Below are 14,471 nucleotides of genomic sequence, written 5' to 3' on the forward strand. Positions count from 1 at the left end.
CCCGGCGTAGCGCTATGCTCGGCAGCGGCCACCGTCGGCCTTGGGGGAACACGCATGACCCGCAGCGTCTGCCTGGCTCTGCTGCTGTTGCTGCTTCCTTCCCTTGCGCTGTCAGCGCCAGCGGCTGCGCCGGTCGAAGCACGGGTGCCCTTCGCACCCACTTCCTTCGTTGGCAGCGACGGCCTGCGCCATCTGGCCTACGAGCTGCACATCACCAACTACTACGGCGACACCGGGGCGCTGCAGCCGCAATCGCTGCAGGTGTTCGGTGACGATGCCGAGACGCCGCTGCTGAGCCTGGATGCCCCTGCCCTGCGCCACTGGGTCCGGCCGTCGCCTTCAGGGGATGGCGCCATCTCCATTGCAGCGGGAAAGCGCATGGTGGTGTTCCTGTGGCTGTCACTGCCGGCCACCGATAACGTGCCGCACGTGCTTCGCCACCGCATGTTGCTGGGCACCGGGCACCACGGCAGCGTGGAACTGGATGGCGCCCGGGTTGCGGTCAACGCGGCGCCGGTGATGGCGCTCGCTCCGCCCCTGCAAGGCGGTCGATGGCTCGCCCACGAAGGGCCTGGCGCGGCGCAGTCGCACCACTGGGGCAGCCTGGTGGCGGTGAATGGTGACCTGACCATTCCGCAGCGCTTCGCACTCGATCTGGTCGGCGTCGACGACCGTGGGCGTGCCGTGCGTCCAACGACCCGCGATCTGCAGCACACCCGCCATTCGGACTGGGTGGGTTATGCGGCGCCCGTGCTGGCGGTGGCAGACGGCATCGTGCATGCGGTCCGTGATGGGCAGCCCGAGCACCCGCCGTTGACCGCGCAGCCTGAACCCTCCTCACTGACGGCGGATGGCCTGTTCGGCAACTACGTTGTCCTGGAAATCTCGCCGGGCGTCTTTGCCAGCTACGCCCATCTGCGCACCGGCAGCATCAAGGTAAAGCCCGGGCAACGGGTCCAGCGCGGACAGGCGTTGGCCCAGCTCGGCCAGTCGGGCAATTCCGCCGCCCCCCACCTGCACTTCCAGCTTTCCAACAAGGCTACGTTCGAAGGGTCCGAGGGCATTCCGTACGTCTTCCAGGACTTCGACGATTTCGGTGCTGAAAGCGAGGCGCAGCTGTTCGGCCAAGGGGATGCCTGGAAACCCGGCGTGGCCGTACCGCGCGGCAACCAATTGCCGCTGAACGACATCGTCATAGCCTTCCCGCCACGCTGACACGTTCACTCCGCCGCCAGCGCCTGGATCGGGTCCAGCTGCGCCGCGCTGCGTGCCGGGAAATAGCCAAAGCCCAGTCCGATGGCCGAAGAGCACGCCAGTGCAGCCAGCACCGGCCCCACCGTGAACAGGAATGGCACACCCAGCGACAGCAGGCTGGACAGCGCACCCGCCCCGAACGCGAACAGCACCCCCAGCACGCCACCGAACAGGCAGATCAGTACGGCCTCGATCAGGAACTGGCGCAGGATGTCGCCCTGCCGCGCGCCCACAGCCAGGCGCACGCCGATCTCGCGCACGCGCTCCTTCACCGAGACCAGCATGATGTTCATCACCCCCACTCCGCCGACCACCAGCGCCACGGCGGCAATGGCGGAGACCAACGCGGCCATGGTCTGACTGGACTTCATCACGGCTTTTCGGATCTGGTCGGCGTTGTAGATGAAGAAATCGCGGCGGCCATGCAGGCGCTCCAGCTCGGCGCCCAGCGAGGCCTCGGCGGCATTGGTGGGAACGTTGTCGCGCACGCGCACGGTGATGCTCTCCAGGCGCTGGCTGCCCAACAGCCGCGAGGCCGCCGAGGTGTACGGCACGTAGACCGTGGGGGTTGCACCGCCCGCGAACGCATTGGCCCCGACCACACCGATCACCTCCACCGGCATGCCACCCAGCAGCACCGTGCTGCCGATGGGGTTGCCAGTGAACAGCGCTTTGGCGGCCTTCTGGTCGACCACGCCCACCGCGCGGTGCGCATCGACTTCGGCGTCGGTGAAGAAGCGGCCGGCCTTCAGCCGCAGCCCACGCACGCGCGGCATGTCGGCCCCTACGCCCAGCACCTGGGTGTTGGCACGCCGGTTGCCCTGCAGCGCCGCCACCGATCCACTCAGGTTCGGGCTGACGCTGTCCACGTAACTCAACGCCGCAAGATGGTCCGCGTCGCCGACCACCAGGGTCTCGATCTCCGCCGAGCGAGGGTCACCGAAATCGGCGCCTGGGAAGATCTCCAGCGTGCTGGCGCCCAGTTCGTTGATCTGTGATTCAACCTGCGCCTGTGCGCCCTTGCCCAGCGCAACCACGGTCACCACCGCTGCGACACCGATGATGATGCCGAGCATGGTCAGCAGTGTGCGCAGGCGATGGGCCAGCATCGAGCGCACGGCCATGCGCGCGGCTTCGCGGACTGCGTCCATGCGTGCGCGGCGCTCAGTGACCGGAGACGCGCCGCGCTCGGTCGCGCGTCCCGAAGTTGCAGCACGCAACACTGGCTCGTCGCGGTCGGCCACCACCCGGCCGTCGGCGATCTCGATTACCCGCGCCGCGTTGGCGGCGATCGCCGCATCATGCGTTACCAGGATCACCGTGTGGCCCTGCGCGTGCAGGCGCTTCAGCTCGGCCATCACCTGCTGGCCACTGGCGTGGTCCAGCGCGCCGGTCGGCTCATCGGCCAGCACGATCGCGCCACCGTTCATCAGCGAACGGGCAATGGACACGCGCTGCTGCTGGCCACCGGACAGCTGGCTCGGCCGGTTCGCCATGCGTTCGCCCAGCCCCAGCGTTTCCAGCAGCGTGCGTGCGCGCGCATTACGCGTCTCTGCGTCCACGCCCGCATAGACCGCCGGCAGCGCCACGTTCTCGGTGGCACTCAGGTTCTCCATCAGGTTGTAGCGCTGGAAGATGAAGCCGAAATGCTCGCGGCGCAGGCGCGCCAGCGCGTCCGGCGCCATCTGCTCGGTGGCCTCGCCGTTCACGCGATAGCTGCCCTCGGTCGGCCGGTCCAGGCAGCCAAGGATGTTCATCAGCGTGGACTTGCCCGAGCCCGAGGGGCCAATGATGGCGATGAACTCGCCGGCATCGATGCGCAGCGAAACGTCCTTCAGCACCACCACCTCGCCGGCGGCCGAGCGATAGGCGCGCGATACGCCATGCAGTTCCAGCAGTGCGTCGGTCATGCTCACATCCCCAACAGGCTGGCGGCTTCCGGCTCAGCGCCGCTGGGTGCCTGGCCGACCACCACGTTCTCACCCTCGCGCAGGCCGGACAGGACCTGCACGGCGGTGGCGGTGCGCAGGCCGGTCGTCACCGCACGTTCCTGGGGGCGGCCCTTGGCATCGAGCACACGCACGGTGCCGCGGTTGCCGTCCTTGTCATCCGACTCGGCCAGCGCCGTCAAAGGCACCTGCAGCGCGTTGGCGACCCGCGCCAGCTGCAGGGTCACTTTCACCGTCATCGACGGCTTCAGCTTCAGGCCAGGATTGGCCACATCGAACAGGCCGGCGTAGTACACCGCCTTCGGCGTCTGCGCAGAGCCGCCCGCATTGCCGGAGGCGACGTCGGCAATCGAGGATGGCGCCGGCTCCAACTGCTGCAGATGGGATTCATAGCGGCGGCCGCTCGGCCCCAAGGTCGAGAACCACAGCGCCTGTCCCGGCGCCACCAGCTCGACATCGGCCTCGGCGATCTCGGCACGCACGGTCATCGTATCCATCTGCGCCAGCATCACGATGGTTGGCGTGGTCTGCATCGAGTTCAACGTCTGCCCGGCCTTGGTGACGATGGCCACGATGTAGCCGTCGCTGGGCGAGACGATGCGGGTATAGCCCAGGTTGATCCGTGCGGTCTCGACCTGGGTCACCGCCTGGTCGATCTGCGCCTGCAGCGCGGCCACCTCCGAACGCGCCGCATCGCGTGCCACGCGCGCGGCTTCGAAACCTTCCTGAGACACCAGGCGCGATGCCACCAACTGCGACTGGCGCTGGTAAGCACGACTGGCCTGCGCATAGCGGGCCTCGCTGGCGGCATGCTGGGCACGCAGCGTGTTGGTGGCCGCCTCGGCGCTGCGCAGCGCGATACGCTGCGGCTGCGAATCGACTTCGGCGATCAGATCGCCGGCCTGCACGCGCTGGCCCAGCACCACATGCAGGCGCTTGACCTGGCCGGACACCTGCGCACCCACCGCCACCAGTTCCTTCGGATGGACCCGGCCGACCGCCTGTACGGTCTTCTCCAGGTCCGCCACCCTTGCCGGCGCGGTGATCAGCGCGGCATCATCACCGCCGGCAAACGCCCACCATCCAGCGCCGGCGGCCAGCGAGGCCACGGCGGCGGCAATGATCCAGGTCCTGCGGTTGCTCATCGAAACGCCCGGTTGCGTGCAGTCGCCCCATGCGACCGCCGAAACCACAGTCTGGAAGCCACCGATGGACGTTTCTTGGAGCCACTGTGGAGATTGCATGGAGGCGCCGCGGCCGTTCAGGCATCAGCCCCGCGCCTGAACGTGGCAGCCCGCATCCACGCAATCTCGACACAATCTCGACCGAGTCTCCATCAACGGTCGCTAGCCTCGTCGGCCTCGCCGACTGCCAGCCTGCCGTGTCCCCTTCCTACCCAGACCTGCCACCCATCGATGTGCGCCATGCCTACCTGGCGTGGTGTGCGCCTTCGCCGTGGTTGATTGCACTGGTGCTGGCATCGACCAGCACATGGATGTGGGTCGCGCCGTATCCGGTACTGCCATTGCTGGCCGGCTTCGGCGCCGCCGCGCTGGTGGGGTTCCGCAGTGATGGGCCCGGCCGTACCCGCCGCACCGGATCCGTCGCATCGCTCGCGCTGATCGGCCTGGCGGTCTGGGCGACAACGCACCCGGCGGCCAACGTCACCCTGCATCTGCTGCTTGCCCTTGCCACCGCCGTGGTCGTCATCCTGCTGGCAGTGCGCCTGCGCACCATCGTGGGCATGGCCGCGCGGCTGCAGGCCCGGGTGAACGCCACCCCCATGGCCTCGCGCTGGAGCACGCTGCCGGCGGCGCTGTCCACCCTGATGCTGCAGCAGCTGCGCGGCGCGGGTGCGCTGGAACCCAGCCTGCAGCGCACGCTGGTGCTGGCCACCCTGGCCTGGGCTGCCAATGAAGAGGCGCAGGAAATGGAATACCGACGATGACCCTGCCCCTGATCCCGCCCTTGTCCGCCCTGGCCTCGAACCCGCAGCACGCAATGAAACACGATCTCCGCAACCGACAGCCCCCCTTGGTGCTGATTGCCGAAGATGAAGGCGAAATCGCCGACATCCTCGGCGCCTACCTGGCCCGTTCCGGCCTGCGCAGCGCACGCGCCGCCGACGGCGAGGCGGCGCTCGCCGGCCACCGCCAACTGCGCCCGGACCTGGTGCTGCTGGATGTGCAGATGCCCAAGCTGGATGGCTGGCAGGTACTGAGCGAACTGCGGCGCCGCGGCAACACCCCGGTGATCATGCTCACCGCGCTCGACCAAGACGTGGACAAGCTGACCGGCCTGCGCGTCGGCGCCGACGACTACGTGGCCAAGCCGTTCAATCCGGCCGAGATCGTCGCCCGCATCCAGGCCGTGCTGCGCCGGAGTTCCCGCACCGTGGTCGAAGAGCCCAACGGGCTCATCCGCCAGGGCCCGTTCGAGATCGACCTGCGCAGCCACGAAGTAACGGTGCGCAACGGCGAGCAGGTGCACGCACTGAACTTCACCCTCACCGAATTCCGGCTGCTGGTGCACATGGCGCGCGCGCCGCGGCAGGTGCATGCGCGGGTGGACCTGCTGCACGCCTGCCTGCCCGAAGGCGATGCACAGGAACGCACCGTCGACAGCCATGTCAGCAAACTGCGGCGCAAGCTGGAGGATGTGGGCGTCATCGGCATTCCCGCCACCATCCGCGGCGTTGGCTACCGCTTCCTGGACTGAATGATGAACCCCAAAGGCAAGAGCATCGGACGCCAGATCACGCTGTCCATCACGGTGGCCTCGTTGTGTTCGACGGTGCTTTCGATCAGCGGCTTCTACCTGTTCTATTACCTGATGGAGGTGTTCTACCCGCGCTGGTATGACGAGCCGGAAACGATCATGCCGTCCGGGCTGGAATGGCTGTGGATCGGCTTGACCGCCACCGTGGTCGTCATCTTCGCCACGCTGGTCGCCTCGCGCCTGACCCGCCGCATCATCACGCCGTTGAATTCGGTGGCCGAGAGCCTGCGCCGGGTCGCCAGCGGCGATCTGGAGGCGCGTGCGCGCGGCGGTGACACCACGATGGCCGAAGCGGCCACGCTGGTCAGCGATTTCAATTCCATGGCAGAGCGGCTCAGCCGCATGTCGGAGAACCGGGTGTTCTGGAACGCGGCAATCGCACATGAACTGCGCACGCCGATGACCATCCTGCGCGGCCGCCTGCAGGGCATCGCCGAAGGCGTATTCGAGCCGGGGCCGGAGCAGTTCAACAGCATGCTCACCCAGCTGGAGGGCCTCACCCGCATCATCGAGGACCTGCGCGTGGTCAGCCTGGCCGAGAGCGGCCATCTGGACCTGCGCCTGCAGCGCAGCGATGTCAGCGTGCAGGTGGCCGCGGTGGTCGAAGCGATGTCCGAGGCACTGACCGAAAGCGGCTTCTCGGTAACGCTGGATGCGCGTCCGTCGCTGGCCGACTGCGATCCGGCGCGCATCCGCCAGGCGGTGCTGGCGCTGCTGGAGAACGCGCGCCGCCATGCCATCCCGTGCCCGCTGCGGGTGCGCGTCACACTTGGTCAGGGCCATTGCACGGTGGCCGTGGAGGATGGTGGCCCCGGCGTGCCGGACGAACTGCGTGACAGCATTTTCGAAGCGTTCCAGCGCACCGATGTCTCGCGTTCGCGGCAGAGCGGTGGCTCCGGGCTGGGCCTGGCGGTGGTGCGCGCGATTGCCGTGGCCCATCACGGAACGGCGCTATGCCGGGCCACCGAACGGGGCGGCAGTTCATTTGAGATCTGCTGGCCGGTGCATGCGCGTCGTTGAGGGCACAACGTTGCAGCGGGCGCTGCTCTCGTAGCGGCCCACCTTGGTGGGCATTCGCATCGCTGAACGGTGCCGGTTCCTCCACGCAATCTCCATCGTCCCTCCATGCCCGCTCCAAAGGGCTGCCGATACTGGGCGTGACCAGGGAGGCGGCAGGTATCCGGCCCCCTGCCCTGTCTCCGACCCACCCAGGCATCCCCATGAAACACCCGCACGATCCGGCGGCCGCCGCCGGCAGCATCGGCCAGCAGAACGCGGCCGCCACCCTCAAGGCCATCCTGCGCACCTACCCCTGGCAGCTCACCGGCACCTTCTCGCTGGTGGCGCTGGAGAACGCGCTGCTGCTGGCGTATCCGCTGTTTGCCGGCTTCGCGGTGGACGCGATCATCCGCGGCAACATCGGCCACGCCATCTCCTACGCCGGTGTGGTGCTGCTGTTCTGGCTGGTCGGTGCTGCCCGCCGTGCGGTCGATACCCGTACCTTCACCCGCATCTATGCCGACCTGGCGGTGAACGTGGTGCAGGCGCAGCGCAGGCTGGGCCAGGCCACCTCCACCTCGGCCGCGCGCGTTGTGCTGGCCCGTGAATTCGTCGACTTCTTCGAGAAGCACGTGCCGATCATCGCCACCGCGCTGGTATCGATGTTCGGTGCGGCGGCGATGCTGCTGGCGATCGAACCGCTGGTGGGCGCCGCAAGCCTCGTCGCGTTGTTGGGCGCGCTGTTGCTGCTGCCGTCGTTCGCACGCCGCAACGAGCAGCTGCATGGACGCCTGAACAACCGGCTGGAACATGAGATCCGCCTGGTCGACCGGGTCAGTCCCTCGGTGCTGCGTCGCCACTACACCACGCTGTCGCGGCTGCGCATCCTGCTCTCCGATCGCGAAGCCGGTGCCTTCGTGGTCGTTGGCGCGGCGGCGGCGGTGCTGTTCGCGCTGACCATCGGCCGTCTCGCCACCACCGACGGGGTTACCCCGGGCCATGTGTACGCGGTGATGACCTACCTGTGGACGTTCGTCGGCAGCCTGGATGATGCACCGTCGATGGTGGATCAGCTGGCCCGACTGAAGGACATTGGCCGCCGCGTCAGCCCCGGCATGGAGGATGCGGAGCGCAAGGATGCCGCGTGACCGGTAGATGCCCACCTTGGTGGGCAACGATGTATCGCGGTGCCAACCAAGGTTGGCGACTACCGGGGCAACGGTGCCAACCAGGATTGGCGGTTACCCGGAGGCTGCCGTGCGCCCGCACATCGCCAATGCACCGATGATCAACGCTTCCATGCTGCGGTCGAACTCGGCCTCCTGCGCCTTCCGATCCAACGGACGTCGCGTGGTATTCACCACCGCATGCTGCGAGTACACGGTGTCGGCCAACGCCACGGCATGATAGGCCACGGTCGACAGCAGCCACGCCGCCTGCTCCAGCGGCAGGCCATGCACGCGGCTGAATTCGGCATGGTGGCGCTGGATGCGCGCCAGCATCTCCGGTGTCTTCGCGCCGTGGCTGACCAGGAACGGCGCCAGCCCCGGATTAGCGTCCACCAGCGTCCGCAGTGAACGCTGGAACGCGCGCAGATCCTCCTCGATGCTGCGCCGGCCATCGGCATCCAGCGCCGGTGCCTGCCAACGCTCGAAGATCGCCTCGGCCACCAGCTCGCGCAGTGCGGCCAGATTCGCCACATGCTTGTACAGCGCGATGTGGCTGACCCCCAGCGCCGCCGCCACGCCCACGAAGCTCAGCCCCGGCAGCGTCATGGCAATGCCGGCGTCGGCGATGCGCTCGCGGGTGATGCTGGGCGGCCGCCCACGGGCAGCGGTCTTTTTCGGTGCAGCCATGCGGTAACGGTTCCTGCGCGGTGCGCGGGCAAGGGCTGTCATGGTGGTGCGCAGCGACGCCGTGGTCAACGCATCCTGCGCCCGCTGGACAGGCCCGGGTTGCGGCGCGATCAATTTAGTTTACTATGATGTAACTAATTCGCATCTGCAGTGTCCAGGATCGTTGTCGATGTCCGCGTCCCCCACTCCCATCACCCCGGCCGGGCCCCTGCGTGGCGCCGACCACGATCGCGGCCTGCAGGCGCTGCAGGTCCAGGTGGTCGCGGTTGCGCAGCCGTGCGCCAGCCTGCTGCGCCTCGTGGTCCAGCTGCCGGAACATGCAGAACTCGCGCCCTGGCAGCGTGCCAACACCGCTGTGCGTATCCAGTTGGGTGCCGCCTTCGGCGATGTGTCACGGATCTACACCGTGCGCAGCGTGGATACGCAGACGCGCCGCTTCACGCTGGACGTGGTGCTGCACGAGGCGCCGGGGCCGATGCTGGCCTGGGTACGTGCGCTGTGCCCCGGTGATGCCTTCGATCTGAGCGGACCGCGCCCCCATCTGCAGGTACCGCAGCGCGAAGACACCTGCGCCCTGCTGTTCGCCGACCAAAGCGCCATTCCTGCCCTGTTTGCGCTACTGCAGCAGTGGCCCACCGGACTGCATGCGCAGGCCTGGATCGCCTCGGATGATGCTTTTCCGGTAGACGAACTGCCCGCCATTGAAGGTATCCGCGTGGACCGCCTCGCCACCGGTGACGCGCCATTGCTGCAGCAGGCACGCCAACTGCGGCCGGAGCCCGGCAGTACGGTCTGGGCGGCCGGCGAGCGCGAGGAAATGCGTGCCCTGCGCCGGCACTTCATCGACACGGTCGGCCTGCCACGCAGCGACGTTGCCGTGGCCGGCTACTGGAAACGTGGCGAGACCACCACCGAGACCGACCAGCGTCGCCGCCGCAATTACGAGCGCGTGCTGGCACGCGGCGGTGGCCTGCAGGACCTCGACGACCTCGCCGACGATATCTGATCCACCCCGCAGCATCCGCGCCACGCGCTTCGTTCCACCCAGCCACAGATCGCCCACGCACCTCGCGTGCAGCACTGCCACAGCGGCAGCGCCGTGCCCTCTGCCAGCCATTCCACAGCCCGCGTCGTCCTGCCACTGCAGGTCACCGACGGCGCCGTGCTGGCCGATCGCACGACCCACCACACGAGAACCGCCATGTCCCTCCCCCTGCGAACCCTGCCCCTCCCACGCCGCTCGGCGCTGTCCCTGGCCGCCCGTGCAGCGTTGCTGCCCACCCTGCTGATCGCCGCCGCCGCCCACGCCAGCGACGCACCCGATGGCGCCCGCCAGTTGCCCACCGTGAACGTGCGCGCCGACAAGACCGCACCCACCGATGCCTATGCGGGTGGCCAGGTCACGCGCGGCAGCGGCGTCGGCCTGCTCGGCGAGCTCGACTTCATGGACACGCCGTTCAACACCACCCGCTACACCGCCGACTTCATCGACAACATCCAGGCGCCGGACCTGGTACGGGTCATCGCGCTGACCGACCCCAGCGTCTACAGCAGTGGCTCCAGCGGTGGCATCACCGACTACTTCAACATCCGCGGTTTCGGTGTCGCCTCGTCGGATATCGGCTTTGGTGGCCTGTACGGGCTGATCCCCTACTACCGCGTCACTCCCGAACTGGCCGAGAGCATCGAAGTGCTGAAGGGCCCGTCCGCGCTGCTCAACGGCATGCCGCCCGGTGGCTCGGTGGGCGGTGCGGTGAACGTGGTACCCAAGCGTGCAGGCGACACGCCGCTGACCCGCTTCACCGCCAGCTACGGCAGCGACGCGCAGTGGGGCGGTCATCTGGATGTCGGCCGCCGCTTCGGCGCGGACAAGCAGTTCGGCGTACGCCTCAATGCCGTGCACCGCGACGGCGACACCGCCACCGACCACCAGCAGCACAAGACGCAGCTCGCATCGCTCGGCCTGGACTGGCGTGGTGAGCGCTCGCAGGTGTCGCTGGACCTGTTCAGCAGCCGCGACCATGTGGATGGCCTCAACCGTGGCGTCTCGCTGGCGCCCGGCCTGGCCGTGCCCCGCCCGCCGAAAGCCAGCACCCTGTTCGCACCGAGCTGGACCTTCAGCACCGTCAAGGACCAGGCCGCCGCGCTGCGCTGGTCGTTCGACATCAATGACCACCTGCAAGCGCATGCCAGCTACGGCCACGGCCATACCGATTTCGACTCCATCGCCAGCGCCACCGCGCTGATCACCAATGCGGCCGGCGACTTCCGCAACAACTTCGCCCACCAGCGCTTCATCTACAGCAAGGACACCGCCGAAGCCGGATTGTCGGCGCGTTTCCGCACCGGCGCGGTCGATCATGCGCTGGCGATCAGTGCGGCCTGGTACCAGCACGAGCAGAAGTTCGGCTTCAAGCGCAACCTGCTGGCCCGCGATTGGGTAACCAATATCTACAACCCGCAGTGGGGCCCAGCCATCGACCGCAGCTTCAGTGATGCGTCGCTGCCGAAGACCGCGGAAGTGCGCACCACCAGCTTCGGCATCGCCGATACGCTGTCCTTCATCGATGATCGTGTGCAGCTGACCTTGGGAATCCGTCACCAGACCGTGCTCAGCGACACCTTCGACGGCAGCACCGGCAAGCGCACCGCACGCTACGACGCCAGCGCCAACACCCCGGCCGGTGCACTGCTGTTCAAGGCCAGCGACCGCCTGTCACTGTATGCCAATTACATCGAAGGCCTGAGCCAGGGCAGCACCGCCCCGGCCACCGCCGCCAACGCGGGCGACGTGTTCCCGCCGTTCAAGACCCGCCAGCGCGAGGTCGGTGCCAAGCTCGACTTCGGCCGCCTGGCCAGCGCATTGAGCGTGTACGAGATCGAAAAGCCCAGCTCCTATACCGACCCGACCACGAATGTCTTCTTGTTCGGAGGCCAGCAACGCAACCGGGGCGTGGAATGGACCGTGTTCGGCCAGGCCACCGAACAGCTGCGCGTGCTCGGTGGCATCGGCTGGCTGCAGCCGAAGCTGACCCGTACCCAGGGCGGTATCAACGAAGGCCGGCTGGCGACGGTCACACCGCAGTGGCAGGGCAAGCTGGGCGTGGAATGGGACGTGCCGGCCGTGGCCGGTCTCACCCTCACCAGCAATGCGGTCAGTATGTCCAAGGGCTATATCACTGCTGACAACAGCCAGTGGGTGGCGGGCCGCACCGTGTTCGATCTCGGTGCCCGCTATGCGACGCAAGCGGCCGGCCATCCGCTGGTACTGCGTGCCACCGTGCAGAACGTGACCAACAAGGCGTATTGGGCGGGCAGCCTCGGCTCGGGGCTGGGTACGCCACGCACCGCCCTGCTGTCGGCCACCGTCGATTTCTGATCCTCGTTTCAAGGGCACCCCGCCATTGCGCGTGGTGCCCTGGAGAAGTGCTTTGACCGTTTCCCGTACCGCCTCCGTGCTGACCTGGCTGCCCCTGGTCTCACGCATCATCGCCGCGTTGTTCGGCGGCTATGTGCTGGCCGCACTGTGCAGCATCGCGGCACTGGCGCTGCCCATTGATGGTCGCCAGGCCGTGTTCACCGGCATGCTGGCCAGCTTCCTGCTGTACGCCGGCGCCGTGGTCTGGGTGTTCGCGGTGCGCTCGGCGTGGCGTGCGTGGCTGGGCCTGATCGTCGCCGCGTTGCCCTTGTGGTTGATCGCACAGACGGTCGGCAACGGAGGCGCTGCATGAGCAAGGTCGATCGCACTCCGAAGCCACGCGGCATCCGCCAGACCATGTCCGACCTGCATATCTGGGTGGGGCTGCTGGCCGGATGGATCCTGTACGCGATGTTCCTCACCGGCACCGCCAGCTACTTCCGCGACGAGCTCTCGCGCTACACCCGCCCGGAAATCGCCACACCGTCCGTGTTGCCGGACGCCGCTGTGGTTGCGCAGCGTACCGTCACGGCGATCATGGCCGACACGCCTGCGGCCAGCCAGATCAACCTCAGCCTGCCGAGCACGCGCATGCCGTGGGTGTCGGCGATGTGGGCCAGCCCGGGCGGGCGTGGCCGGCATGGCTTCGACTCGGGCCTGTTCGACGCCAGCACCGGTGCACCGCTGCAGGCACGTGACACCGGCGGCGGCGACTTCTTCTATGCCTTCCACTTCAACCTGCACTACATGCCGGCGATGTGGGGCCGCTGGATCGTCGGCCTGTGCGCGATGTTCATGCTGGTCGCCATCGTCAGCGGCGTAATCACCCACAAGAAGATCTTCGCCGACTTCTTCACTTTCCGCTGGGGCAAGGGCCAGCGCTCTTGGCTGGATGGGCACGCGGCGCTGTCGGTGCTCGGGCTGCCTTTCCATTTCATGATCACCTGGAGCGGCCTGGTGATGCTGGCGGTGCTGTACATGCCGTGGGGCCTGGCCAAACTGCCGGACAAGCACCAGCAGGCCGAGGTGGTCAGCGAGATGCGCCTGTTCCTGCCACCGCAGAAGGCCGCCGACCACCCTGCTCCGCTCACCAACGTCGGTGCACTGGTGCAGCAGGCCGAGCAGCGTTGGGGAGCCGGTGCGGTGGGCAGTGTGCAGGTGCAGAATCCCGGCGACGAGAACGCACGCGTGGCCGTGGTGCGTGCGCAGTCCAGCCGTGTGTCCACCACCCCGAACTATCTGCTGTTCGACGGCAGCGGTGGGCAGTTGCTGCAGATCAAGGAACACTCGGGCGTTGCCGCCGATACCCAGGGCGTGCTGTATGGCCTGCACCTGGGCCGTTTCGCCGATGCCGCCCTGCGCTGGCTGTACTTCATCGTCAGCTTGGCCGGCACCGCCATGGTCGGCACCGGGCTGGTGCTGTGGACGGTCAAGCGCCGTGCCCAGCTGCCCGATCCGCAGCGACCCTACTTCGGCTTCCGCCTGGTCGAGCGGCTCAACATCGCCACCGTCGCGGGCCTGTCGGTGGCGATGGCGGCCTATCTGTGGGCGAACCGCCTGCTGCCCGTCACCATGGACGGGCGCGCGGCGTGGGAGGTGCATGTGTTCTTCCTGGCCTGGGCAGCCATGTTCGTGCACGCCACGCTGCGCACACCCAAGCGCGCATGGATCGAACAGTTCCTGCTGGCGGCACTGCTGCTGGCGCTGCTGCCGGTGCTGACCGCAATGACCACGCTGCATCCGCTGTGGCGCACGCTGGCCGCGGGCGATTGGGCGTTTGCCGGCACCGACCTGACCCTGCTGGCATTGGCCGCCCTGCACACGCTGCTGGCCTGGCGTACCTGGCGGCATGCGCCGAAGGTGAAGCGCGTACGGCCGTCTGCTGCGTCACGCACTGCGGCACCGGAGGCCAACGCATGATCCACCTCATCCTGTTCGTGTTGTCACTGGCCGCGTTCACCTGCCTGGCACTGGCGATGGAGCGCCATCAGCGGGACGTGTTGCGTCGTGTGTTGAGCGTGCAGGCAACGCAGCAGCTACGGGCCATCGGTTGGGCACTGCTGGTGTTCAGTGCCGTGTTCGCGATGCGCGGGTTGGGCGTGGGTTTCGGTCTCGCCGCGCTGTCCGGTCACACCAGCGTTGCCGCGGGCGTGGTGGTGTTGGCAATGGTGGCGCATGGGCGGTGGAATCGGTAGATGCCCACCTTGGTGGGCACCG

At 67.8% G+C, this 14,471-nt stretch carries 13 protein-coding genes; 10 read left to right on the forward strand and 3 right to left on the reverse strand.

All coding sequences use genetic code 11. From position 1 onward, the window contains the following. The first annotated feature begins 54 nt into the window (after positions 1-54). On the forward strand, positions 55-1,215 hold the full coding sequence (locus AB1281_RS09495) for a M23 family metallopeptidase (protein WP_430345706.1): 1,161 nt from the start codon (positions 55-57) through the stop codon (positions 1,213-1,215). A gap of 5 nt (positions 1,216-1,220) precedes the next feature. Here AB1281_RS09495 and AB1281_RS09500 read toward each other — a convergent pair whose 3' ends face one another. Both AB1281_RS09500 and AB1281_RS09505 read right to left on the reverse strand, forming a co-directional pair. Then, a complete protein-coding gene (locus AB1281_RS09500; protein ID WP_430345707.1) occupies positions 1,221-3,164 on the reverse strand; it encodes a MacB family efflux pump subunit in 1,944 nt (647 codons plus the stop codon). 2 nt (positions 3,165-3,166) lie between these two features. Beyond that, positions 3,167-4,348: an efflux RND transporter periplasmic adaptor subunit gene (locus tag AB1281_RS09505; RefSeq protein ID WP_430345708.1), complete on the reverse strand. Its 1,182-nt coding sequence runs from the start codon at positions 4,346-4,348 to the stop codon at positions 3,167-3,169. Positions 4,349-4,584: 236 nt separating this feature from the next. On the opposite strand from AB1281_RS09505, the gene AB1281_RS09510 reads away from it, so the two are divergent. The 4 genes from AB1281_RS09510 (at position 4,585) to AB1281_RS09525 (ending at position 8,128) form a co-directional block, all read left to right on the forward strand. Then, positions 4,585-5,151, forward strand: coding sequence for a hypothetical protein (locus AB1281_RS09510; protein WP_430345709.1), 567 nt, complete (start codon positions 4,585-4,587; stop codon positions 5,149-5,151). Positions 5,152-5,204: 53 nt separating this feature from the next. Then, entirely contained in the window at positions 5,205-5,921 is a 717-nt protein-coding gene (locus AB1281_RS09515; protein ID WP_430346987.1) for a response regulator, read from the forward strand. Positions 5,922-5,924: 3 nt separating this feature from the next. After that, entirely contained in the window at positions 5,925-7,001 is a 1,077-nt protein-coding gene (locus tag AB1281_RS09520) for an ATP-binding protein (protein WP_164115188.1), read from the forward strand. 200 nt (positions 7,002-7,201) lie between these two features. Next, a complete protein-coding gene (locus tag AB1281_RS09525) occupies positions 7,202-8,128 on the forward strand; it encodes an ABC transporter six-transmembrane domain-containing protein (protein WP_014037289.1) in 927 nt (308 codons plus the stop codon). A gap of 93 nt (positions 8,129-8,221) precedes the next feature. On the opposite strand, the gene AB1281_RS09530 is transcribed toward AB1281_RS09525, so the two are convergent. Next, on the reverse strand, positions 8,222-8,836 hold the full coding sequence (locus tag AB1281_RS09530) for a TetR/AcrR family transcriptional regulator (protein WP_430345710.1): 615 nt from the start codon (positions 8,834-8,836) through the stop codon (positions 8,222-8,224). A 169-nt stretch (positions 8,837-9,005) separates the two neighbouring features. Here AB1281_RS09530 and AB1281_RS09535 point away from each other — a divergent pair, with 169 nt between their 5' ends. From AB1281_RS09535 to AB1281_RS09555, 5 genes are all read left to right on the forward strand, one after another. Continuing rightward, positions 9,006-9,842: a siderophore-interacting protein gene (locus tag AB1281_RS09535; RefSeq protein ID WP_430345711.1), complete on the forward strand. Its 837-nt coding sequence runs from the start codon at positions 9,006-9,008 to the stop codon at positions 9,840-9,842. 195 nt (positions 9,843-10,037) lie between these two features. Next, a complete protein-coding gene (locus AB1281_RS09540; protein ID WP_430345712.1) occupies positions 10,038-12,215 on the forward strand; it encodes a TonB-dependent receptor in 2,178 nt (725 codons plus the stop codon). Positions 12,216-12,267: 52 nt separating this feature from the next. Continuing rightward, positions 12,268-12,567, forward strand: a complete 300-nt coding sequence (locus AB1281_RS09545) for a DUF3649 domain-containing protein (RefSeq protein WP_049422199.1) — start codon at positions 12,268-12,270, stop codon at positions 12,565-12,567. After that, positions 12,564-14,174, forward strand: a complete 1,611-nt coding sequence (locus tag AB1281_RS09550; protein WP_430345713.1) for a PepSY-associated TM helix domain-containing protein — start codon at positions 12,564-12,566, stop codon at positions 14,172-14,174. Before AB1281_RS09545 ends, AB1281_RS09550 begins: the two co-directional genes overlap by 4 nt. Beyond that, positions 14,171-14,449, forward strand: a complete 279-nt coding sequence (locus tag AB1281_RS09555; RefSeq protein ID WP_430345714.1) for a DUF3325 domain-containing protein — start codon at positions 14,171-14,173, stop codon at positions 14,447-14,449. Before AB1281_RS09550 ends, AB1281_RS09555 begins: the two co-directional genes overlap by 4 nt. Positions 14,450-14,471: the final 22 nt, after the last annotated feature.

It is taken from the genome of Stenotrophomonas sp. NRRL B-14846 (assembly GCF_050473585.1).
In the GTDB taxonomy this organism is placed as follows: domain Bacteria; phylum Pseudomonadota; class Gammaproteobacteria; order Xanthomonadales; family Xanthomonadaceae; genus Stenotrophomonas.

Excerpts from the sequence above, each read along its gene's own strand:
- AB1281_RS09550 (WP_430345713.1), top strand. The coding sequence starts at position 12,564 with ATGAGCAAGGTCGATCGCACTCCGAAGCCACGCGGCATCCGCCAGACC.
- AB1281_RS09520 (WP_164115188.1), top strand. The coding sequence starts at position 5,925 with ATGAACCCCAAAGGCAAGAGCATCGGACGCCAGATCACGCTGTCCATC.
- AB1281_RS09495 (WP_430345706.1), top strand. The coding sequence starts at position 55 with ATGACCCGCAGCGTCTGCCTGGCTCTGCTGCTGTTGCTGCTTCCTTCC.
- AB1281_RS09540 (WP_430345712.1), top strand. The coding sequence starts at position 10,038 with ATGTCCCTCCCCCTGCGAACCCTGCCCCTCCCACGCCGCTCGGCGCTG.
- AB1281_RS09515 (WP_430346987.1), top strand. The coding sequence starts at position 5,205 with ATGAAACACGATCTCCGCAACCGACAGCCCCCCTTGGTGCTGATTGCC.
- AB1281_RS09525 (WP_014037289.1), top strand. The coding sequence starts at position 7,202 with ATGAAACACCCGCACGATCCGGCGGCCGCCGCCGGCAGCATCGGCCAG.
- AB1281_RS09555 (WP_430345714.1), top strand. The coding sequence starts at position 14,171 with ATGATCCACCTCATCCTGTTCGTGTTGTCACTGGCCGCGTTCACCTGC.
- AB1281_RS09530 (WP_430345710.1), bottom strand. The coding sequence starts at position 8,836 with ATGGCTGCACCGAAAAAGACCGCTGCCCGTGGGCGGCCGCCCAGCATC.
- AB1281_RS09535 (WP_430345711.1), top strand. The coding sequence starts at position 9,006 with ATGTCCGCGTCCCCCACTCCCATCACCCCGGCCGGGCCCCTGCGTGGC.
- AB1281_RS09505 (WP_430345708.1), bottom strand. The coding sequence starts at position 4,348 with ATGAGCAACCGCAGGACCTGGATCATTGCCGCCGCCGTGGCCTCGCTG.
- AB1281_RS09500 (WP_430345707.1), bottom strand. The coding sequence starts at position 3,164 with ATGACCGACGCACTGCTGGAACTGCATGGCGTATCGCGCGCCTATCGC.